The sequence below is a fragment of the Serratia sp. TSA_7 genome, from assembly GCF_052692135.1.
Genome location: NZ_JBQZFU010000003.1, coordinates 414,763 through 436,057, shown reverse-complemented (window position 1 = coordinate 436,057; position 21,295 = coordinate 414,763). Strand labels below are relative to the sequence as shown.

18 protein-coding genes are annotated in these 21,295 nt (G+C 57.7%); 1 reads left to right on the top strand and 17 read right to left on the bottom strand.

What is annotated here, in order from left to right:
- Positions 1–5 precede the first annotated feature (5 nt).
- Positions 6–2,717 (bottom strand): preprotein translocase subunit SecA, encoded by a 2,712-nt coding sequence (secA, locus tag ACUTQW_RS14340; RefSeq protein ID WP_020438434.1) that lies wholly within the window; start codon positions 2,715–2,717, stop codon positions 6–8.
- An 86-nt stretch (positions 2,718–2,803) separates the two neighbouring features.
- Positions 2,804–3,337 (bottom strand): secA translation cis-regulator SecM, encoded by a 534-nt coding sequence (gene secM, locus ACUTQW_RS14335; RefSeq protein WP_198640526.1) that lies wholly within the window; start codon positions 3,335–3,337, stop codon positions 2,804–2,806.
- 26 nt (positions 3,338–3,363) lie between these two features.
- Between secM and ACUTQW_RS14330 the strand changes: the two genes are divergently transcribed.
- The gene (locus tag ACUTQW_RS14330; protein WP_235196047.1) at positions 3,364–3,888 is read left to right on the top strand and encodes a DUF721 domain-containing protein; all 525 of its coding nucleotides are present in this window, start codon (positions 3,364–3,366) and stop codon (positions 3,886–3,888) included.
- Positions 3,889–3,902: 14 nt separating this feature from the next.
- Here the strand turns inward: ACUTQW_RS14330 and lpxC are convergent, their stop codons facing one another.
- The 15 genes from lpxC to rsmH form a co-directional block, all read right to left on the bottom strand.
- Positions 3,903–4,820 carry a UDP-3-O-acyl-N-acetylglucosamine deacetylase gene (gene lpxC / locus ACUTQW_RS14325; protein ID WP_006317618.1) on the bottom strand — a complete coding sequence of 306 codons (918 nt, stop codon included), beginning with the start codon at positions 4,818–4,820 and terminating at the stop codon, positions 3,903–3,905.
- A 103-nt stretch (positions 4,821–4,923) separates the two neighbouring features.
- The gene (gene ftsZ, locus ACUTQW_RS14320) at positions 4,924–6,078 is read right to left on the bottom strand and encodes a cell division protein FtsZ (protein ID WP_004950150.1); all 1,155 of its coding nucleotides are present in this window, start codon (positions 6,076–6,078) and stop codon (positions 4,924–4,926) included.
- A gap of 74 nt (positions 6,079–6,152) precedes the next feature.
- Positions 6,153–7,409, bottom strand: coding sequence for a cell division protein FtsA (ftsA, locus tag ACUTQW_RS14315; protein WP_004950148.1), 1,257 nt, complete (start codon positions 7,407–7,409; stop codon positions 6,153–6,155).
- Positions 7,406–8,257, bottom strand: a complete 852-nt coding sequence (gene ftsQ / locus ACUTQW_RS14310; protein ID WP_004950146.1) for a cell division protein FtsQ — start codon at positions 8,255–8,257, stop codon at positions 7,406–7,408. Before ftsQ ends, ftsA begins: the two co-directional genes overlap by 4 nt.
- Position 8,258: 1 nt before the next feature.
- The gene (locus ACUTQW_RS14305) at positions 8,259–9,179 is read right to left on the bottom strand and encodes a D-alanine--D-alanine ligase (RefSeq protein WP_004950144.1); all 921 of its coding nucleotides are present in this window, start codon (positions 9,177–9,179) and stop codon (positions 8,259–8,261) included.
- A complete protein-coding gene (gene murC / locus ACUTQW_RS14300) occupies positions 9,172–10,647 on the bottom strand; it encodes a UDP-N-acetylmuramate--L-alanine ligase (RefSeq protein ID WP_004950142.1) in 1,476 nt (491 codons plus the stop codon). The genes ACUTQW_RS14305 and murC overlap by 8 nt, the downstream gene beginning before the upstream one ends.
- 86 nt (positions 10,648–10,733) lie before the next feature.
- A complete protein-coding gene (gene murG / locus ACUTQW_RS14295; RefSeq protein ID WP_004950140.1) occupies positions 10,734–11,798 on the bottom strand; it encodes an undecaprenyldiphospho-muramoylpentapeptide beta-N-acetylglucosaminyltransferase in 1,065 nt (354 codons plus the stop codon).
- 3 nt (positions 11,799–11,801) lie between these two features.
- A complete protein-coding gene (gene ftsW, locus ACUTQW_RS14290; protein ID WP_004950139.1) occupies positions 11,802–13,004 on the bottom strand; it encodes a cell division protein FtsW in 1,203 nt (400 codons plus the stop codon).
- Positions 13,001–14,320, bottom strand: a complete 1,320-nt coding sequence (gene murD, locus ACUTQW_RS14285) for a UDP-N-acetylmuramoyl-L-alanine--D-glutamate ligase (protein ID WP_006323588.1) — start codon at positions 14,318–14,320, stop codon at positions 13,001–13,003. Before murD ends, ftsW begins: the two co-directional genes overlap by 4 nt.
- A 2-nt stretch (positions 14,321–14,322) precedes the next feature.
- Entirely contained in the window at positions 14,323–15,405 is a 1,083-nt protein-coding gene (gene mraY / locus ACUTQW_RS14280; RefSeq protein ID WP_004950137.1) for a phospho-N-acetylmuramoyl-pentapeptide-transferase, read from the bottom strand.
- A complete protein-coding gene (gene murF / locus ACUTQW_RS14275) occupies positions 15,399–16,760 on the bottom strand; it encodes a UDP-N-acetylmuramoyl-tripeptide--D-alanyl-D-alanine ligase (protein ID WP_006323586.1) in 1,362 nt (453 codons plus the stop codon). The genes mraY and murF overlap by 7 nt, the downstream gene beginning before the upstream one ends.
- Positions 16,757–18,244, bottom strand: coding sequence for a UDP-N-acetylmuramoyl-L-alanyl-D-glutamate--2,6-diaminopimelate ligase (murE, locus tag ACUTQW_RS14270; RefSeq protein WP_006323584.1), 1,488 nt, complete (start codon positions 18,242–18,244; stop codon positions 16,757–16,759). Before murE ends, murF begins: the two co-directional genes overlap by 4 nt.
- Positions 18,231–19,994, bottom strand: coding sequence for a peptidoglycan glycosyltransferase FtsI (locus ACUTQW_RS14265; protein ID WP_004950134.1), 1,764 nt, complete (start codon positions 19,992–19,994; stop codon positions 18,231–18,233). The genes murE and ACUTQW_RS14265 overlap by 14 nt, the downstream gene beginning before the upstream one ends.
- A gap of 42 nt (positions 19,995–20,036) precedes the next feature.
- A complete protein-coding gene (gene ftsL, locus ACUTQW_RS14260; protein WP_004950132.1) occupies positions 20,037–20,357 on the bottom strand; it encodes a cell division protein FtsL in 321 nt (106 codons plus the stop codon).
- On the bottom strand, positions 20,354–21,295 hold the full coding sequence (gene rsmH / locus ACUTQW_RS14255) for a 16S rRNA (cytosine(1402)-N(4))-methyltransferase RsmH (RefSeq protein WP_004950130.1): 942 nt from the start codon (positions 21,293–21,295) through the stop codon (positions 20,354–20,356). The genes ftsL and rsmH overlap by 4 nt, the downstream gene beginning before the upstream one ends.

Genomic DNA, 21,295 nt, shown 5'->3' with positions numbered 1-21,295 from the left:
CTTACTTATTTCTGCAGACGGCCGTGGCACTGTTTGTATTTTTTACCGGATCCACATGGGCAAAGATCGTTGCGACCCACCTTGCGCTCCGCGCTTGCAGGAGCATTAGGCTCTTCGGTAACCAACGCATTTTCTTCGTAGTGGCTCAGCTGTTGCTGTGCTGCCAGGCGCTCCGCTTCTTCGCGACGCTGCAACTCCATCGCTTCAACCTCTTCTGGCATCCGCACTTGCACTTTACTCAGCACGCTGATCACTTCGTATTTCAGCGATTCCAGCATGGTCGCAAACATATTGAAGGATTCACGCTTGTACTCTTGCTTAGGATCTTTCTGCGCGTAGCCACGCAGATGGATGCCCTGGCGCAGGTAGTCCATTGCCGCCAGATGCTCCTTCCACAGGGAGTCCAGCGTTTGCAGCATCACGCCCTTCTCGAAGTTGCGCATCATATCCGTGCCAACCACTTCTTCTTTGCGCAGGTAGTCTTCCTTGGCCTTTTCCAGAATACGCTCACGCAGCGTTTCTTCGTGCAGATCCGGCTCTTTATCCAGCCATTCGGCGATTGGCATATCCAGATCGAAGTCGTTTTTCAGGCGCTCTTCCAGGCCCTGAATATCCCACTCTTCTTCCAGAGACTGCGGCGTGATGTAGCTGTCAATGGTGCTTTTGAAGACGTCCTCACGGATGCTGGCGATGGTTTCGCTCACGTCGGACACGTCCAGCAGTTCATTACGCTGGCTATAGATAGCGCGACGCTGATCGCTGGCCACATCATCGTATTCCAGCAGTTGCTTACGAATATCGAAGTTGCGGCTTTCCACTTTGCGCTGTGCGTTGGCAATCGCCTTGGTGACCCATGGGTGTTCAATGGCCTCACCCTCTTTCATACCCAGTTTACGCATCATGCCGGAAACGCGATCCGAGGCGAAAATACGCATCAAGGCATCTTCCATCGACAGGTAGAAGCGGGATGAACCGGCGTCACCCTGACGACCGGAACGGCCGCGCAGCTGGTTATCGATACGGCGTGATTCATGGCGCTCGGTACCAATGATGTGCAAGCCACCCGCCTTCAATACCGCTTCATGGCGGATTTTCCAGTCTTCTTTAATCGCCGCAATTTGCTCTTCGGTTGGGTCTTCCAACTGGGCAATTTCCGCCTGCCAGCTGCCACCCAACACGATATCGGTACCACGCCCCGCCATGTTGGTGGCGATAGTCACAGCACCTGTCTGGCCGGCCTGCGCCACAATGTCCGCTTCCATGGCGTGGAATTTGGCGTTCAGCACTTTGTGGTCAATACCGGCCTTCGTCAACTCGCGGGAAACGACTTCGGATTTCTCGATCGAGATCGTCCCCACCAGCACCGGCTGGCCGTTGGCGGTGCGCTCGCGGATATCTTCAATAATGGCGCCAATCTTCTCCAGTTCGGTCATATAGACCAGATCCGGCATGTCTTTACGCAACATTGGGCGGTTGGTCGGCACCACGATGGTATCCAGCTTGTAGATGGAGCTGAATTCAAACGCTTCGGTGTCGGCGGTACCGGTCATACCGGCCAGCTTCTCGTACAGGCGGAAGTAGTTCTGGAAAGTGATGGATGCCAGCGTCTGGTTCTCGTTCTGGATTTCCACGCCTTCTTTGGCTTCCACCGCCTGATGCAGACCATCGGACCAACGACGGCCCTGCATGGTACGGCCGGTATGTTCGTCAACGATGATCACTTCACCGTCTTTCACGATGTAGTCAACGTCGCGGGTGAACAACACGTGCGCGCGCAGAGCGGCGGTCACATGGTGCATCAACATGATGTTGGTCGGTGAGTACAGTGACTCCCCTTCTTCCATAATGCCGGCTTCCACCAGCATTTCTTCGATCAGGATCAGGCCGCGTTCGGTCAGGTGCACCTGGCGCGCTTTCTCGTCTACCGAGAAGTGGCCTTCGCCCTGGAAGGAGTCTGAATCCTCTTTTTCCTGACGGATAAGCTTTGGAATCAGCTTGTTGACCTTAATGTACATTTCTGAGCTGTCTTCGGCCGGGCCGGAGATGATCAGCGGAGTACGGGCTTCATCGATCAGAATGGAGTCAACCTCATCCACCAGCGCATAGTGCAGCTTGCGCTGAACGCGCTCTTCCGGGCTGAACGCCATGTTGTCGCGCAGATAGTCGAAACCGTATTCGTTGTTGGTGCCGTAGGTAATATCGGCGGCATAGGCTTCGCGCTTGGCCGGTGCAGGCATGCCCGGCAGGTTGATGCCGATGCTCAGGCCAAGGAACTCGAACAGCGGGCGGTTGTTTTCGGCGTCACGCTGTGCCAGATAGTCGTTGACGGTCACCACGTGTACGCCGCGGCCGCTTAAGGCATTCAGGTAGGCGGGCAGGGTTGCGGTCAGAGTCTTACCTTCACCGGTGCGCATTTCTGCGATACAGCGGTCGTTCAGTACCATACCGCCCAGCAGCTGCACGTCGAAATGGCGCATGCCGAATACGCGCTTGCTCGCTTCACGTACCACGGCGAAAGCTTCCGGCAGCAGATTTTCCAGCACTTCGCCCTTTTCCAGGCGCGCTCGGAACTCGTTGGTCTTGGCTTTCAGCTCGTCATCGGACAGCTTTTCCATGTCCGGTTCCATGCGGTTGATCAGTTCAACCGACTTACGCATGCGGCGCAGTGTACGATCGTTACGGCTACCAAAAACTTTGGTCAATAATTTCACTAACATGATGTTTAATATCTCTGTCATGACGGCCAACACGGGCAGTCAACTTGCTGTTATTTTTAGGTTTTTGTCGCCCAAAGGGCAAAGAATCAGATTGACGCTACTGGCCCGGCGCGGATGCCCTGCACCTGCGCGAGCCACAAGCCGGTCTGGTGCTGCGCAAAGGCAGGCAGTACGGCATGGTGGGTATCGCGAATGATGGTCGGCGGCTTCGGCTCATGCGTCAGCAGCGCGTTGAGTGTGGAAAGCAGCGCAAGTTGCGCCACCTGCAACGGGGGTTGTGCGACTTCCGCCTCGCTTTCCTGCACCCGCGCGTAGACTGCCTGCGGCGCAAGCGCAAAAGAAAGGTGACGAATGACGGTACGAAGCGCATGCTGGTGCCAGTAATCGACGCTGAAGGTCGGGCGGCGGTGCGCTTCCTGCAGCAACGCCAGGCTATTAAAGGCGCCGCTGGCGGAATTTTGCCGGTTCAGGCTGGACGAGGTGCTCGGCAGAGCGGCTTGATCGGAGTTGCCCGACAGATTTGAAGGTACGCCAAGCGTGGCCGCGACCATCCCTAACAGGAGATGGGGCCAGAAATAACGTCTGCCAAATTGTCGCCAACGATTTAGAATACCGATCACGAGTTTATAATCCGCCGGAGCCCATTATGCGCGATAGCCGTCCACAATTATTAGATGTCCTGTTCGACGACGCGTCTGCAGAAGACAAAGGGCCGCTGCATAACGTCCAACAACGCGCTGTGGCGCTGCTTAAGCTTAACCGTGCAGTGAAAGGCGTCTTGCCCGTTCAACTGCATCCCTGGTGCCGCGTCGCGAATTTCCGACAGGGTATTTTAGTGCTAGAAACGGCCAATGCCAGCTGGCTGATGCGCCTGCGCTACGAACAACCGGCTTTATTATCTGCACTACGAGCGCAAATTCTACCATCATTGTCGTCGATCGACATCAGGATTAATCCGGCCTTGATGGCAAAAGGGAGCAACCTTGTGCAGGACGCCGCAAAAACCTTGGGGAATGCGCAGACAAACGTGCCGAGGCGGCATCTGAGTCAGGAAAGTGCTGAGGAATTAAGAGGTTTGGCGAGCCGCAGTCCGGAAAAACTGCGCAAGGTATTGGAACGACTGGCGTCGCTGGCCGGAGAGAGTGCCAACGCTACCAGTCGTAAGAAGTAATCAGCAGTATCGACTTATGCCAATACGGTGGACGGGGCTTTGAATGCCAACGGCATTTCGGCTTCGTCCTGGAAGGTGACATATTCCCACGCTTCCTGTTTCGCCAGAACGGCTTGCAACAGTTTGTTGTTCAGCGCATGGCCTGATTTGTACGCGGTAAACGCGCCAATGATGTTATGGCCGCACATGAACAGGTCGCCGATGGCGTCCAGCATTTTGTGGCGTACGAATTCGTCTTCAAAGCGCAGGCCGTCTTCGTTCAGAACGCGGTAGTCATCTACCACGATAGCGCAGTCAAAGCTGCCGCCCAAGGCCAAACCACGTGACTGCAAATACTCGATGTCACGCATAAAACCGAAGGTACGCGCACGGCTGATTTGACGCACGAACGAGTCGGCGGAGAAATCCAGACGATAGCGTTGCGTACTGGCGTCGATCGCCGGGTGGTTGAAGTCGATGGTAAAGTCCAGACGGAACCCGTTATGCGGGGACAGCTCTGCCCATTTATCGCCATCTTCAACACGTACGGTGTCTTTCAGACGCAGGAATTTCTTCGCTGAGTTCAGTTCTTCGATGCCGGCATCCAGCAACAGGTAGACGAACGGACTGGCGCTACCGTCCATGATTGGGATCTCGGCGGCGTCAACTTCAATAATGATGTTGTCGATACCCAGCCCAGCCAGCGCAGCATTCAGATGCTCAACGGTAGAAATACGCACGTCATGCTCATTGACCAGGCAAGTACAGAGCATGGTATCACGCACGGATTTTGCATCAGCCGGAAAATCAACCGGTGGATTCAAGTCAGTGCGACGATAGATGACCCCGGTATTAGCCGACGCTGGGCGCATTGTCAGCGTGACCTTTTTGCCGGTATGCAAACCGACTCCAGTCGCCTGAACAATACGTTTTAATGTCCTTTGTTTGATCATCGTTTTATCTCGCAATGTTATCCATCCTACCGACCAAGCATACAGCATGGCCGGCGGGACAGTTTAGCACAAAGAGCGGAGATTCCAAATTCTCAGGATATTCTTAGTCTGCCTGCTTGCGCAGGAAGGCAGGAATATCAAGATAGTCGGGCTCTTTATTAGGCTGCGCAGTCGGATCGTTGACCACCTTGGCGGCCGGTTTCACTTCCTGCGGCAACGGCGACATGCCGTGCTGCTGGTAGCGATGATCCATCACTGGCTGGCTAGCCTGTTTATTGGTCACCAGAGTGATTTCAGGACGTTTGTCCATGCCGATACCGGTCGCAACCACGGTCACGCGCAGTTCGTCGTTCATTTCCGGATCCAGCGAGGTACCGATGACCACGGTGGCGTTGTCGGAAGCGAAAGCACGAATGGTGTTACCCACGGTTTCGAACTCATCCAGACGCAGGTCGAAGCCCGCGGTGATGTTGACCAGAACACCGCGAGCGCCGGACAGGTCGATGTCTTCCAGCAGTGGGCTGGAGATCGCCATTTCCGCCGCTTCTTCAGCGCGGTCTTCACCACAGGCAACGCCGGAACCCATCATCGCGTAGCCCATTTCGGACATCACGGTGCGCACGTCGGCGAAGTCGACGTTCATCAGGCCCGGACGGGTGATCAGCTCGGCGATACCCTGCACCGCGCCTTTCAGCACGTCGTTAGCCGCGCCGAACGCGTCCAGCAGAGAAATGCCGCGACCCAGAACTTTCAACAGCTTGTCGTTCGGGATAGTGATCAGTGAATCCACATGTTTGGACAGCTCTGCGATACCCTGCTCAGCGAACGCCATGCGTTTCTTGCCTTCAAAATTGAAAGGCTTGGTAACCACGGCCACTGTCAGAATACCCAGATCTTTAGCAACTTCAGCCACAACAGGTGCTGCACCGGTACCGGTACCGCCGCCCATGCCGGCTGCAATGAAGACCATGTCTGCGCCATCGAGTGCGGCACGCAGGGCTTCACGGTCTTCTTCCGCTGAATTGCGACCCACTTCAGGGTTCGCGCCTGCACCCAGACCTTTGGTAATACCGCTACCGATCTGGATGGTTTGGCCAACTGCCGTTTTACGAAGCGCCTGAGCGTCTGTATTAACGGCGAAGAATTCAACACCTTCGATGCGCTCGCGCACCATGTGTTCAACGGCGTTGCCACCGCCACCGCCGACGCCGATGACTTTAATCACCGCGTCATTGGTTAGTTCCATTGGTTCAAACATAGTTTCTCTCCGTTTTGTGCCTGTCGCTGCGAGATCATAAAAAGATTACTCAGCATGATCTCTTTGTTGAAACATTAAAACTCTTTTCTCAGCCAGCTATTGATGCGTTTAAACCAATTGCCCACCGAGGCGCGTTTTTCTACTTCTGCCTCACCGCTCAGGTGAGACTCTTTTCCATAGTGCAGCAGACCTACCGCAGTTGAGTAGTAAGGCTCCTGCGCATAATCCGTCAGACCCGTGATGTTCAAGGGTTGGCCGATGCGTACCTGGGTGTGGAACACCCGTTGCGCACAGGCTGCCAGGCCATCAATTTGGGCGGCGCCACCGGTCAGCACAATACCCGCTGCCAGATGATGCTTCACCCCTTGCTGACGCAGTTGCTCCTGCAATTGCAAAATTTCATCGTTAACCAGATTCAACAGTTCGGTGTAGCGTGGCTCAATAACTTCAGCCAGTGTCTGTCTTTGCAGACTACGAGGGGGACGTCCCCCAACGCTTGGCACCTCTACACTTTCATCCTTGCTAACAATCGACCCAAGCGCACAGCCGTGTCGAACTTTGATCGCTTCCGCGTCTGTCGGCGGCGTGCCGAAGGCGTAAGCGATATCGCTGGTGACCACGTTCCCGGCGTAAGGGATCACTTTGGTGTGGCGCAGAGCACCGCCGGTGTACACCGCCATATCCATGGTGCCGCCGCCGATATCCACCACACAAACGCCAAGTTCACGCTCATCTTCGGTCAGAACCGCATAGCTGGCGGCCAGACCGGCGAAAATAAGTTGGTCAACTTTCAGACCACAGCGTTCTACCGCTTTAACAATGTTCTTTGCCATATCGTTATGGCAGGTAATCAAGTGCACCTTGGCCTGCATACGCACGCCGGACAACCCAACCGGGTTCTTGATGCCTTCCTGATAGTCGATGGCGTATTCCTGAGGGATAACGTGCAGGATGCGGTGTTCGTCACGTACGCGTACCGATTTGGCGGTATGCACCACGTTCTCCACATCTTCCTGCGTCACTTCCTCTTCGGAAATAGGAACCATCCCTATTTCGTTCTGACAGCTGATGTGTTTACCCGACAATGCGAGGTAAACCGAAGAAATCTGGCAATCCGCCATCAGCTCGGCCTGATCGATAGCGCGTTGTACGCATTTGACTACCGACTCCAGGTCGTTAACGCCACCCTTATCCATACCGCGAGACGGGCAACTGCCCACCCCGATAATGTTGACCATGCCATCGGGCAGAACTTCCCCTACCAATGCGGAGACTTTTGCAGTACCGATCTCCAGTCCAACTACCAGTTTTCTGTCCGTCGACTTGATCATTGTTGTTTTGCCTGTGCCTGATTCTGTTGCTGATTACTGTTCTGCTGACCGCCTACCGCCTGCGGGTCGATCAATATCGGCGTCCAACCTACCGAGGCGCCGGACTCATAGCGCAAATCGACATAGTTGACGCGCTTGCTTTCCGCCTGCCCTTGTTGCAGCAATACCGGATAGAGCTCGATAAACCGCTGCAGGCGTCCGGTACGATCGTCACGTCCCAGCTCCAGCCGAACATCATTATCCAAAGCCAGCTGCCAGGAATGGCGAGCGCTCATGGCCGCCATTTTCAGCGTAAATTTGCTGGCCGCTAACATGTTGCTCATGGCCTGATAACCTTCCAGAACATCCTGTTCGCTCCCTTCCGGGCCATAGAGCAGCGGCAATTTTTGTTTGCCAATTCGTTCTGCCGGCACGCTGAAGGATTTACCTTCGGCGTCCACCATGTGTAAATCATTCCAACGCGCAATCGGGACATACTCGACCAGGTGGATCTTCAGCTCATCCGGCCACTGCTTGCGCACGCTGGCCTGCTTGATCCACGGCAGGCGTTCAATCTGCTGCTGGATGACATCAACATCCTGCGTCATGAACGTGCCCGGCGCACCCAGCGCCAAAATCGCCTGGCGAATATCATCGTTGGTGGTGTAGTGGCGTTCGCCGGTGACCACCAACCGTGAGAGCGGCAGCCGACTGGCGTCTTTCATCCAGCCAATCACCATCCAGCCACTCCACAGCACCGTTCCCAGCACCATCAGCAGGAAAACCATTCCCGCCAATTGAGTTCCATTGCTGCGGCGCGGGCTGTTATCCACCTCGCGTTCACGCGCATTCAGGGCAGCTTGCGACATATCAGTCGGCCAACTCCAAAATTCTCGCTACCAGCTGCGAGAAACTTAAACCAGACTGGCGCGCTGCCATCGGCACCAGGCTATGACTGGTCATGCCCGGCGAGGTATTCACCTCAAGCAGATAGAAGCTGCCATCGCTATCCTGCATCACATCCACGCGGCCCCAGCCGCTGCAGTCCAGTCCACGGTAGGCGCGTAACGCCAATGCGGCCATTTCGGCCTCTTGTTCCGCGCCCAGGCCACTTGGACAGAAATACTGGGTATCGTCCGAAATGTACTTGGCCTGATAGTCGTAAAACACGCCGGCCGGCTGAATGCGGATCGAAGGCAACACCTGGTCGCCCAGCATCGCTACGGTATATTCAGGGCCACTCAGCCACTTCTCCACCAGCACGTCGTCGTCATGGCGGAAACCTTCTTCCAGTGCTGCTTCAAGAGCATCGCGTTCGGTTACCTTGCTCATGCCGACGCTGGAACCTTCGCGGCTCGGCTTGACGATCAGCGGCAGGCCCAGAGCCTCCACGCGAGCAATCAGGCTCTGTTTCTCTGCGCCAGCATACTGCAGACGGTTAAGCGCCACATAAGGCGCGACCGGCAGCCCCATCGACTGCCACACCATCTTGGTGCGCCACTTGTCCATGGTCAGCGCCGACGCCATCACGCCGCTGCCGGTATAAGGCAGCTCAAGGAATTCCAGCATCCCCTGCAGGGTGCCATCCTCGCCGCCGCGCCCGTGCAGCGCGATAAACACTTTGGTAAACCCATGCTCTTTAAGCTGGGTTACCGGGAAATCGCGGATATCGATGCCATGGGCGTCGATACCGGCTTCCCGCAGCCCTGCCAACACGGCAGCACCGGATTGCAATGACACTTCACGTTCGGCGGAGGTGCCACCCAGCAGTACGGCAACTTTATCAGCCATGATGTTCCTCCTCTTTTTTCTGTGGCTGCAGCTTCAGCTCAGCCAGTTTGCGGGCGATTTTACCCACGTTGCCGGCGCCTTGCACCAGCACCAGATCCTCTGCCTGCAGCAGTTGCGCCAAGGTTTCCGGCACGATGTCCGCATCGGAAACCAGGATCGGATCCAGCTTGCCGCGGCTACGGATGGTACGGCACAGCGAGCGGCTATCCGCCCCCGGGATCGCCGTTTCGCCCGCGGCGTACACATCGAGCATCAGCAGCACATCAACCTGTGACAGCACGTTGGCGAAGTCGTCGTAGAGATCGCGGGTACGTGTGTAACGGTGCGGCTGGAAAATCATCACCAGGCGCTTATCCGGCCAGCCGGCGCGTGCAGCTTTCAGCGTGACGTCGACTTCGGTCGGATGGTGGCCATAGTCATCGACCAGCATCGCGGTACCGCTTTTGCCGTTCACCGGCTCCAGCGGGAACTCGCCCAGGAAATCAAAGCGGCGACCGGTGCCCTGGAAGCCCGCCAGCGCGCGCAGGATATCCTCGTCGTCAATGCCTTCTTCCGTCGCCACCGCCACTGCCGCCGCCGCGTTCAACGCGTTGTGACGGCCCGGAGCATTCAGGGTCACCGTCATCAAGGGTTTATCCTGGCGGCTCAAGGTAAAGTGGCCCTGCGGCCCAACCTGGCGATAGCTCTCAATGCGCACATCGGCATCTTCGCTGAAACCGTAGGTAGTGATATGGCGGCCCACGCGTGGCAGCAGTTCGCGCACCACCGGGTCATCAACACACATCACTGCACGGCCGTAGAACGGCAGGTTGTGCAAAAAATTGATAAACGTCTGCTTCAGGTTCTCGAAGTCGCCCTGGTAGGTATCCATATGGTCGGCTTCGATATTGGTGACAATCGCCACCATCGGTTGCAAATGCAGGAACGACGCATCGCTCTCATCCGCTTCCGCGATCAGGTAACGACTGGAACCCAGACGCGCATGGGTACCGGCCGCTTTCACCAGCCCGCCGTTGACAAAGGTCGGGTCCAGGCCGGCTTCGGCGTAAATGCTCGACACCATTGCCGTCGTCGTGGTCTTGCCGTGCGTACCGGCGACGGCAATGCCGTGACGGAAACGCATCAGTTCGGCCAGCATCTCCGCGCGGCGGATAACCGGGATACGCGCTTCACGGGCGGCGACGATCTCCGGGTTGTCGGCGGAAATCGCGGTGGATACCACCACTACGCTCGCATCCAGCACGTTTTCCGGGCGGTGATGGAAATAAATCGTCGCCCCGAGCGCGCTCAACTGTTGGGTTACCGGGTTAGGCGCCAGGTCGGAGCCGCTGATCTGATAACCTTCGTTAGCCAACACTTCGGCGATACCACCCATGCCGGCGCCACCGATGCCGACAAAGTGAATGTGCCGGACGCGTCGCATCTCGGGCACGATAGTACGTAGTTTCGCCAGTTGTTGTGTATTCATCACTCTCTCTAATCCGGGTCCGGCGTGCCGGGCCCCTACATGACATTTCTTTGATTCAGGCTCGGCGTACCGAACCCCTGCATTATTTATTTGGCAACCCGCACCAGCTCTGCCGCCACACGCTCGGTGGCGTCGGGAATAGCCACTGCCCGCGCTTTTTCGGCCATCGCCAGCAACTGCGGGCGATCCCAACTTGCCAACAGATCCGCCACGGTATCGGCGTTGAACTGCGGCTGTTCGATAATCTTCGCCGCGCCGGCTTCTTCCAGCGGGCGGGCATTCCAGTACTGCTGCCGATCTTTATGCTGAAACGGTACAAATATCGCCGGCAGGCCCGCCGCGGCGATCTCGCTGACGGTCAGCGCGCCGGAGCGGCACACGACAACGTCGGCCCAGGCGTAAGCGGCGGCCATGTCATCGATAAACTCGGTCACCTTATGCTGCGTCTGCCCTACCCTCTCGTAGTCGCGCAACACGTTTTCCAGCGCACCTTTACCTACCTGATGCCAGAGCGTAATTCTATCGCCCAATCTCGCCGCGACTTCAGGAACTGTCTGATTCAGCACCCGCGCGCCCTGACTTCCGCCAATCACCAGCACGCGGATGGGGCCTTCACGCCCGGTCAGTCGCTCCGCCGGCAGCGGCAGCGCCAGTACGTCGGTACGTACCGGGTTGCCCACGACGTCCGCATTCGGAAACGCGCCGGGGAATGCCTGCAATACTTTTTTGGCGATGCGGGCCAGCCAACGGTTGGTCAGCCCGGCAATGCCGTTTTGTTCATGCAGTACCACCGGGATGCCGCACAACCACGCAGCCAAACCGCCGGGACCGGAAACGTAACCGCCCATGCCCAGCACCACATCCGGCTGGTAGCTGCGCATAATCGCCTTCGCCTGGCGTACCGCATGCCAGATACGCAGCGGCGCGCTCAGTTGGGCCTTCAGCCCTTTGCCGCGCAGGCCGGAAATACGGATGAAATCAATCTCGATCCCGTGCTTTGGCACCAGATCGGCTTCCATTCGGTCTGCGGTTCCGAGCCAGCGCACCTGCCAGCCCTGCGCCATCAGATGATGCGCGACCGCCAGCCCCGGGAACACGTGTCCGCCGGTACCGCCTGCCATCACCATTAAACGCTTAGGTTTCCCGCTCATCCCTTACCTCTTCACAAACGCCTGGGCTTTGGCCAGACGCGTTTCATAATCAATACGCAGCAACAGCACGATCGCCGTCGACATAATCAACAGGCTCGAACCGCCGTAACTTATCAACGGCAGCGTCAGCCCTTTGGTTGGCAGCATGCCGGCTGCGGCGCCGACGTTGACCAGTGCCTGGAAGCTGAACCAGACGCCGATCGAGCAGGCCAGAAAGCCGGAAAAGCGCTGATCGATCTCCAGCGCGCGGCGGCCAATCGACATAGCGCGAAAAGCGACGAAGAATACCATTAACAATGCTAAAACCACACCGATATAGCCCAGTTCTTCGCCCAAAATCGAGAAGATAAAGTCGGTGTGCGCTTCAGGCAAATACTCGAGTTTCTGTACCGAGTTCCCCAGCCCCTGCCCCCAAAATTCACCGCGGCCAAACGCCATCAGCGACTGGGTCAACTGGTAGCCACTGCCGAACGGATCGGCCCACGGGTTCCAGAACGACGTCACGCGGCGCATACGGTAAGGTTCGGCAATGATCAACAGCACCACCGCAAAGGCACCGGAGCCGATAATCGCCAGGAACTGCCACATTTTGGCGCCGGCCAGGAACAACATCGCCAGCGTCGTGATAAACAACACCACCACGGTACCGAGGTCCGGTTGCGCCAGCAGCAGTACCGCCAGCACTACCATTACGCCCATCGGCTTGCAGAAGCCCCAAAAGTTGGTACGCACTTCTTCAACCTTGCGCACCAGATAGCTCGCCAGATAGCAAAACAGCGACAGCTTGGACAGCTCCGCCGGCTGAATACGCAACGGGCCCAGCGCGATCCAGCGCGATGCGCCGTTTACCGAGCTGCCGACCACCAGTACGATCAGCAGCATCACAATCGACAGCAGCAGCATCACATTGCTGTAGCGCTGCCAGACTTCCATCGGGATGCGCAGCGTTACCATCGACAAGCCAAAGGCCAACCCGAGGTACAGCGCGTCACGCTTGGCAAACAGGAAAGGATCGTCCGCCAGGCGCTGGCCGATCGGCATTGACGCCGAAGTCACCATGACAAAACCGATAATGGCCAACCCGAAGGTCAGCCACAGCAGGGTACGGTCGTACAGCACCATATTGACCGAATCGCTCTCGCGCGATCCCATCACCCAGTCTTTCAGTCTTTCGGTCAACCCGAACGTCGGCACCCGTAATTTCATCCGCCAAGCTCCTGTGCCAGACGGGCAAACTCGTCGCCACGCACTTCAAAGTTACGGAACTGATCCAGGCTGGCGCACGCCGGTGACAGCAGCACCATATCGCCAGGTTGTACCCGGCCCGCGATCGCTTGCATCGCCTGTTCCATCGTGTCGGTCAGCGTGGCAACGTCCGGCCGCAGCTCCGCCAATTGTTCGCCATCGCGGCCGAAGCAATACAGGCGAACGTTATCGCCCTGCAGATAGCGCCCCAGCGGGGAGAAATCGGCAGACTTGCCGTCGCCGCCCAGCAGCAGATGTAAAGTGCCGTCCACTTGCAGGCCATTCAACGCCGCTTCGGTGCTGCCGACGTTGGTGGCTTTCGAATCGTTAATCCAACGTACGCCGTTGTGTTCCCACGCCAGTTGGAAACGGTGCGCCAACCCGGTAAAGGTAGTTAGCGCCTTCAGGCTGGAGGCGCGCGGGATATTCACCGCATCGGCCAGCGCCAACGCCGCCAGCGCATTGGTATAGTTGTGGCGGCCAGTCAGCTTCATCTCGCGGGTATTCAGGATTTTCTCACCGCGCACGCGCAACCAGGTTTCGCCCTGCTGGCGGTTGAGGTGGTAGTCGCCCACGTCGGCCCCGAAACTGATGCAGCGCTGGTCTGCGCCGCGTACCGGCATGGTCAGCGCGTCATCTGCGTTAACCACGCACAGGGCGGCATTTTCATAGACACGCAGTTTGGCGGCGCGATACTGCTGCAGGCCAAACGGGTAACGGTCCATATGATCTTCTGTCACGTTCAGGATGGTCGCCGCCGCCGCTTTCAGGCTGAAGGTGGTTTCCAGTTGGAAACTTGACAGCTCCAACACGTACAGCTGGCATTCCTGACGCAGCAGGCTCAGCGCAGGCAGGCCAATATTACCGCCCACACCCACCGCCCAGCCGGCCGCTTTCGCCATCTCGCCCACCAGAGTGGTGACGGTACTTTTACCGTTGGAACCGGTGATCGCTACGATCGGCGCCTGGGCTTCGCGGCAGAACAGTTCGACGTCGCCGACAATCTCCACCCCCGCATCCGCCGCAGCGCTCAACGCCGGGTGAGCCAGCGCCATGCCCGGGCTGGCAACGATCAAATCCGCCGCCAGCAACCAGTCCAGATTCAGGTCACCCAAATGCCGTTCAACGCTTTCAGGCAGCTTGTCCAGCCCCGGCGGCGAAATACGGGTATCCATAACGCGCGGCGTTACGCCACGCGCCATAAAGAAATCAACGCAGGACAGGCCGGTGAGGCCTAACCCGATGATGACCACTTTTTTACCCTGATAATCCGCCATAATTACCGTACCTTCAGCGTCGCCAGGCCAATCAGCACCAGCATCAGCGAAATAATCCAGAAGCGCACGATCACGCGCGGTTCCGGCCAGCCCTTCAATTCATAATGGTGGTGGATCGGCGCCATGCGGAAAATACGTTGCCCGCGCAGCTTGAACGATCCCACCTGCAGGATCACCGACAGCGTTTCAACCACGAACACGCCGCCCATAATCAATAACAGGAACTCTTGACGCAGCAGCACCGCGATAGTGCCCAGCGCGCCGCCCAGTGCCAGTGAGCCGACATCACCCATAAAGACCTGTGCCGGGTAGGTGTTGAACCATAAAAAGCCCAGGCCGGCGCCAACGATGGCAGTACAGACGATCACCAGCTCACCCGCATGACGCAGATAAGGAATGTGCAGGTAGTTGGCGAAATTCATGTTGCCGGTCGCCCAAGCCACCAGCGCAAAGCCCGCCGCCACGAACACCGTTGGCATGATCGCCAGGCCATCCAGCCCATCGGTCAGGTTGACCGCGTTGCTGGTGCCGACCACCACGAAGTACGCCAACAGCACGTACAACAGGCCGAGCTGCGGCATGATGTCCTTAAAGAACGGCACAACCAGCTCGGTGGCTGGCGTGTCTTTTCCTACGGCATACATGGCGAAAGCGAAAATCAGCGCAATCACCGACTGCCAGAAGTATTTCCAACGGGCTATCAGCCCCTTGGTGTCTTTACGCACCACTTTGCGGTAGTCATCGACGAAGCCGACGATGCCGTAGCCCACCAGCACGAACAACACGCCCCACACGTAAGGGTTGGACGGGTAAGCCCACATCAGCACCGAAATGGTGATGGAGGTCAGGATCATGATGCCGCCCATGGTTGGCGTGCCGCGTTTGCTGAAATGCGACTCCGGGCCATCGTTACGCACGACCTGACCGAAGGACATCTCCTGCAAGCGTTTAATCACCCGCGGGCCCATCCATAAGGAGAGAAACAGCGCGGTGAGCAGGCTGACAATGGCCCTGAACGTCAGATAGGAGAAGACGTTGAAGCCGGAATAATATTTGACCAAATGCTCGGCCAGCCAAACTAACATGGTGCTTTCTCCTGTAACGCGCGTACTACCTGCTCCATTGCGGCACTACGTGAACCCTTGATTAACACGGTAATTACCGCATGTTCCGACAGTAACTCCGCCACGCGCGCGATCACTGCTGCCTTGTCCTGAAAATGTTCACCGCTGCCGGAAGCCGCGCACAGCGCCTGGCTTAACGGACCGATACCTATCACTTTATCGACGCCGGCCAGCCGGGCCGCTTCACCCACCTGGCGGTGACACTCTTCGGCATCCGCCCCCAGCTCGGCCATATCGCCAACCACCATTACGCGGTAGCCCGGCATCTCTGCCAATACCTGCGCTGCGGCGGTCATCGAGCCGACGTTGGCGTTATAGCTGTCATCGAGCAGCAGCTTGTTTTCGGTAAGCGCAATCGGGAACAAACGCCCCGGCACCCCCTGCAATTGTTTCAACCCCTGGCGCACGGCTTCGAGCGATGCACCGACCGACATGGCCAGTGCCGCTGCGGCCAGCGCATTGGCCACGTTATGGCGGCCCGGTAACGGCAGCGCTATCGTCGCGGTGCCGAACGGGCTGTGCAACGTAAATTGCGTGCCTTTGGCGTTCACCAGCACGTCGCTGGCGAAGAAATCCACGCCTTCCGCCGCCTGCGGCGAGAAGCGCCAGACGGTTTTATCGTTCAGCATGCTCTGCCAATGCGGCCAGTCGTTATTGTCGGCGTTGATGATCGCCACGCCGTCAGCCGGCAAGCCGGTAAAAATTTCACCTTTCGCCTGGGCGACGCCGGCCAAAGAGCCAAAACCTTCCAGGTGAGCCGCCGCCAGGTTATTCACCAGGGCGGTCTGTGGCCGCGTTAATGCGGTGGTATAGGCAATCTCGCCAATATGGTTGGCACCCAGCTCAATCACGGCAAAATCATGCTGCGGTTGCAAACGCAGCAGCGTCAGCGGCACGCCGATATCGTTGTTGAAGTTGCCGGCGGTATACAGCACCTCACCGCATTCACGCAAAATAGCGGCGGCCATTTCCTTCACCGAGGTCTTGCCCGATGAACCGGTTAACGCCACAACGCGGGCCGGCACTTGCTGGCGCACCCAGGCAGCCAGTTGCCCCAGCGCCAAACGCGTGTCTTTCACCACCAGTTGCGGTACGTCCACCAATAAGCGCTTACTCACCAGCAGCGCCCCAGCTCCTGCGGCTACAGCATCGGCAGCGAAGGCATGCGCATCAAAACGCTCGCCCTTCAGCGCCACAAACAGGCAACCTGCGGTTACCTGGCGGGTATCTGTCGTCACCTCAATGATTTGGCAATCGGCGCCGATCAACTCAGCGCTCAATACATCGGCCAGTGCCTGAAGGGAGACAGGAATCATGCTATTACCCCCAGCAGACGCGCAACGGTGGTGCGATCGGAGTAATCCAGACGGCGGTTCCCCACCAGTTGATAGTCCTCGTGGCCTTTACCCGCCACCAGCACCACATCTTGTTCTTTGGCTTGCATAATCGCGCTGGTTACCGCTTCGGCACGGCCGTGGATCACCAGCGCACGCCCGGCATCCAGCAGACCGGTAAGGATATCGGCAATGATCGCCTGCGGTTCTTCGGTACGCGGGTTGTCATCGGTCACCACTACGCGATCGGCGAACTGCTCGGCGATGCCACCCATCAGCGGGCGCTTGCCTTTGTCACGATCGCCGCCGCAACCGAACACGCACCACAGCTGCCCCTGGCAGTGCAGGCGCGCAGCTTCCAGCGCCTTCTCCAGCGCGTCCGGGGTGTGGGCGTAATCCACCACGACCGTCGGTTTGCCTGGCGCGTTGAAGACTTCCATGCGGCCGCATACCGGCTGCAGCTGATTGCCGGTTTCCACCAGTTTGTCCAGCGGATAGCCCAGTGACAGCAGCGTCGCCAGTGCCAGCAACAGGTTGCTGACGTTGAAAGCGCCCATCAGGCGGCTCTCAATTTCGCCATCGCCCCAGCTTGAGCTGAAACGGACAGTGGCGCCATTATCGTGATAACTGACCGCAGTGGTTTTCAGCCAGCGGCCATGGCAACCCAGCTGCAGGTTATCCTGCATGGTGACCGCCACCGCATCCGGCAATTTGCTCAGCCAGCGCTGACCCACTTCGTCATCGGCGTTGATGATCGCCTGCCCCACTTCGTGGCCGGCAAACAACGACCATTTGGCCGCTTCGTAATTGGCCATATCACCGTGGTAATCCAGGTGATCGCGGCTCAGGTTGGTGAACACTGCGGCGGCAAACGGCAGCGCCGCCACGCGGTTTTGCACCAACCCGTGAGAAGAGACTTCCATCGCGGCGAAGGTTGCGCCCCGATCGACCAACTCGTTTAATACGTGTTGAACATCCACCGCAGAACCGGTGGTATTCTCAGTCGGGCACACCTGGCCCAGCAGACCGTTACCGACGGTGCCCATCACTGCGCCGGTTTCACCCAACAGTTGGCTCCACTGCGCCAGCAGTTGCGTGGTGGTGGTTTTACCGTTGGTGCCGGTCACGCCAACCAGACGCAGGCGCTCGGCCGGTTGATGGTAAAAACGCCCGGCCAATGCGGAAAGGCGCTGGTTAAGCTGGCTCAGATAAATCACCGGCACACCGTGCATTTCCGTGATTGCGCCGTCTTCGGCCTGACCTTCAGCTTCGGCAATCACGGCTGCAACACCCTGCGCAATGGCCTGCGGAATATAGCGGCGTCCATCTGTCTGATGGCCAACAACGGCGACAAACAGATCCCCGGCAGCCGCAATACGGCTGTCTAATGTCATTTCCCGCAGCGCGCGCCCGGGCGCCGTCGGCACCCATGGAGCGAGTAAATCGCGCAAATTACGATCTGCCACCTGAACCCTCTTTTTTATTAATCACTAATTCGCTTTTATCAGCGGTGGGCAACGCGTCCGGTTCGACGTTCATGGTGCGCAATACGCCGCCCATGATGGCGCCGAACACCGGTGCGGAAATTGCACCGCCATAGTACTTCCCACCCTGAGGATCGTTGATCACCACCACCAGAGCAAAACGGGGATTACTGGCCGGCGCGACGCCGGCGGTATAAGCGAGATATCGGTTGACGTATTTGCCATCCGGGCCGACCTTTTTGGCGGTACCGGTTTTAATAGCGATGCGGTAACCCTTGATGGCGGCTTTCACGCCGCCGCCGCCCGGCAAGGCCACGCTTTCCATCATGTGCACCACGGTGCGCACCAGAGGTTCAGGGAAAATGCGTTCGCCGGCAACCGGAGGGTCAACCTTGGTGATCGACAATGGGCGATACACGCCCAGGCTGCCGATCGTTGCGTAGACTCGCGCCAACTGTAACGGAGTTACCATTAGCCCGTAGCCGAAAGAGAAGGTGGCCCTCTCTATGTCAGACCACCGTTGTTTTTTTGGGTATATGCCACTGCTTTCTCCGACCAGCCCCAAATTGGTCGCTTTTCCCAGTCCAAAACGAGAGTAAGTATCTACTAACGCCGAGGACGGCATCGCTAACGCCAGCTTGGTAACGCCAACGTTACTCGACTTCTGCAAGATCCCGGTTACCGACAGCTCCGCATAACGCGCCACGTCTTTAATCTCGTGGCCCTGAATGCGGAAAGGAATGGTGTTCAGCACGCTGTTTTCTTTCACCACACCGTTATGTAACGCTGTCATCACCACCATAGGTTTCACGGTGGAGCCAGGCTCAAAAATATCGGTAATAGCGCGGTTACGCATGGTGTCTTTCGGCGTACCGGCCATATTATTCGGGTTGTAAGACGGGCTGTTGGCCATCGCCAGCACTTCGCCGGTGTTCACGTCGATCAGCACCGCCGTGCCGGATTCAGCCTTGTTGAACGCCACCGCGTTGTTCAGTTCGCGATACACCAGCGCCTGCAGGCGCTCATCGACGCTCAATACCAGGTTATGCGCCGCCTGGCTGTCGACCGAGGAGATATCCTCGATCACCCGGCCATAGCGGTCTTTACGCACGGTTCGTTCACCCGGTTGCCCGGTCAACCAGCGGTCAAAGCTCTTCTCGACGCCTTCGATGCCCTGGCCGTCAATATTGGTCACGCCGATAATGTGTGAGGTGACCTGGCCGGCCGGGTAGTAACGGCGCGATTCCTGACGCAGGTAAATCCCCGGTAACTTCAGCTTGCGAATGTAATCGCCTACCGCCGGGTTCACCTGGCGAGCCAGGTAAACAAAGCGCCCTTTCGGGTTGGCGTTAACACGGGTAGAAAGCTGATCCAGAGGGATATTCAGCGCGTCGGACAACGCCTTCCAACGGCTATCCAGCGTAATGCCGCCACGCTCGTTCAGCTCTTTAGGATCCGCCCAAATGGCGTTGACCGGTACGCTCACCGCCAATGGTCGGCCAGCGCGATCGCTGATCATGCCGCGTGAGGTCGGTACCTCCTGCACACGCAGCGAACGCATGTCGCCTTCTTTCACCAGGCGGTCCGGATTGATGACCTGCAGATAGGCCACGCGCAGCATCAATCCCACCAGCGCCAGCAAAATACAGCCGCACAGCAACGCAAAACGCCAGCTTACAAAGCTGGCCTGATTTTCCGGGCGTTTCAACTTACCGGGGCGTGCTGCTTTCATGCGTTCCCTTTCTTCTCCGTGTCATGATTTCAGTTAAACTGTTCATTGTTTAACGATGATATTTTCCTGCGATGGATCAACATGTTGCATCTGCAGTTTTTCGGTGGCGATACGCTCGACCCGGCTGTGGTCGCCGAGGGCGTTCTCCTCCAAAATCAGGTTGCGCCATTCAATATCCAGAGCATCCCGCTCAAGCACCAACTGCTCGCGCTCAGCGGTCAGCAGGCGGGTACGGTGTGCGGTAGTCACCACAAAAATCGCAGAAATCAGTGAAGCGACCAGTAAAATCAATGGGATCTTGGCGTTACGCAGCAGATCGCCGCCAATCACCCCCACCAAACCGTGGCGTTCATTACCAATCACGCAGGCATCCTCTCGGCAATGCGCAGCACTGAACTACGCGCGCGTGGGTTTTCCGCCACTTCATCTTGCGAAGGCATCATCTTGCCCAAGGCTTTCAGCGTGCGCCCGCCCATGCCGCGCAGTTGCTCTTCAGTCAGCGGCAGACCTGCCGGTACCTGAGCACCGCGGCTATGGTGGCGCATAAAGCGTTTAACGATACGATCTTCCAACGAGTGGAAACTGATGATCGACAGGCGACCCTGCGGGGCCAGCACTTCCAGCGCGCCGTCCAGCGCACGCTCAATCTCTTCCAGTTCACTGTTGATGTAGATACGAATGGCCTGGAAACTGCGCGTTGCCGGATGCTTGTGTTTTTCCCGGAACGGGCTGGCATTGGCGATCAGGTCAGCCAGCTCTTTGGTGCGCGTCATCGGTTCGACACGGTTTCTTTCCACGATGGCGCGGGCAATGCGCTTGGCGAAACGCTCCTCACCGAAGGTTTTCAGCACCCAGGCAATGTCGTCCGCTTCCGCTTTCAACAACCATTCAGAGGCGGACTGGCCGCTTGATGGGTCCATACGCATATCCAGTGGGCCGTCACGCATGAAGGAGAAACCGCGCTCTGCGTCATCCAACTGCGGCGAAGAAACGCCCAAATCGAGTAAGACGCCATCAATCTGCCCCACCAATTCGCGTTCCCGCACGTAGTGTGACAAATCAGAAAATGGGCCGTGTACGATGGTAAAACGAGGATCTTCAATAGATTTGGCGGCTGCAATCGCCTGTGGATCACGGTCAATTGCCAGCAAACGTCCTTCCGGCCCCAGTTGGGACAGAATCAGACGAGAATGGCCACCGCGACCAAAAGTACCGTCGATATATATGCCGTTACTGCGAATATTGAGGCCATTGACCGCCTCATCCAACAGTACGGTGGTGTGTTTATAGTTTTCCAACAT

What these genes read in the sequence shown, in the direction of transcription:
- lpxC (WP_006317618.1), bottom strand. Translation starts at nt 4,820, where the DNA reads ATGATCAAACAAAGGACATTAAAACGTATTGTTCAGGCGACTGGAGTC.
- ACUTQW_RS14330 (WP_235196047.1), top strand. Translation starts at nt 3,364, where the DNA reads ATGCGCGATAGCCGTCCACAATTATTAGATGTCCTGTTCGACGACGCG.
- secA (WP_020438434.1), bottom strand. Translation starts at nt 2,717, where the DNA reads ATGTTAGTGAAATTATTGACCAAAGTTTTTGGTAGCCGTAACGATCGT.
- murF (WP_006323586.1), bottom strand. Translation starts at nt 16,760, where the DNA reads ATGATTCCTGTCTCCCTTCAGGCACTGGCCGATGTATTGAGCGCTGAG.
- ftsA (WP_004950148.1), bottom strand. Translation starts at nt 7,409, where the DNA reads ATGATCAAGTCGACGGACAGAAAACTGGTAGTTGGACTGGAGATCGGT.
- mraY (WP_004950137.1), bottom strand. Translation starts at nt 15,405, where the DNA reads ATGTTAGTTTGGCTGGCCGAGCATTTGGTCAAATATTATTCCGGCTTC.
- ftsQ (WP_004950146.1), bottom strand. Translation starts at nt 8,257, where the DNA reads ATGTCGCAAGCTGCCCTGAATGCGCGTGAACGCGAGGTGGATAACAGC.
- ACUTQW_RS14265 (WP_004950134.1), bottom strand. Translation starts at nt 19,994, where the DNA reads ATGAAAGCAGCACGCCCCGGTAAGTTGAAACGCCCGGAAAATCAGGCC.
- rsmH (WP_004950130.1), bottom strand. Translation starts at nt 21,295, where the DNA reads ATGTTGGAAAACTATAAACACACCACCGTACTGTTGGATGAGGCGGTC.
- ftsW (WP_004950139.1), bottom strand. Translation starts at nt 13,004, where the DNA reads ATGAAATTACGGGTGCCGACGTTCGGGTTGACCGAAAGACTGAAAGAC.
- murC (WP_004950142.1), bottom strand. Translation starts at nt 10,647, where the DNA reads ATGAATACACAACAACTGGCGAAACTACGTACTATCGTGCCCGAGATG.
- murG (WP_004950140.1), bottom strand. Translation starts at nt 11,798, where the DNA reads ATGAGCGGGAAACCTAAGCGTTTAATGGTGATGGCAGGCGGTACCGGC.
- murD (WP_006323588.1), bottom strand. Translation starts at nt 14,320, where the DNA reads ATGGCGGATTATCAGGGTAAAAAAGTGGTCATCATCGGGTTAGGCCTC.
- ftsZ (WP_004950150.1), bottom strand. Translation starts at nt 6,078, where the DNA reads ATGTTTGAACCAATGGAACTAACCAATGACGCGGTGATTAAAGTCATC.
- ACUTQW_RS14305 (WP_004950144.1), bottom strand. Translation starts at nt 9,179, where the DNA reads ATGGCTGATAAAGTTGCCGTACTGCTGGGTGGCACCTCCGCCGAACGT.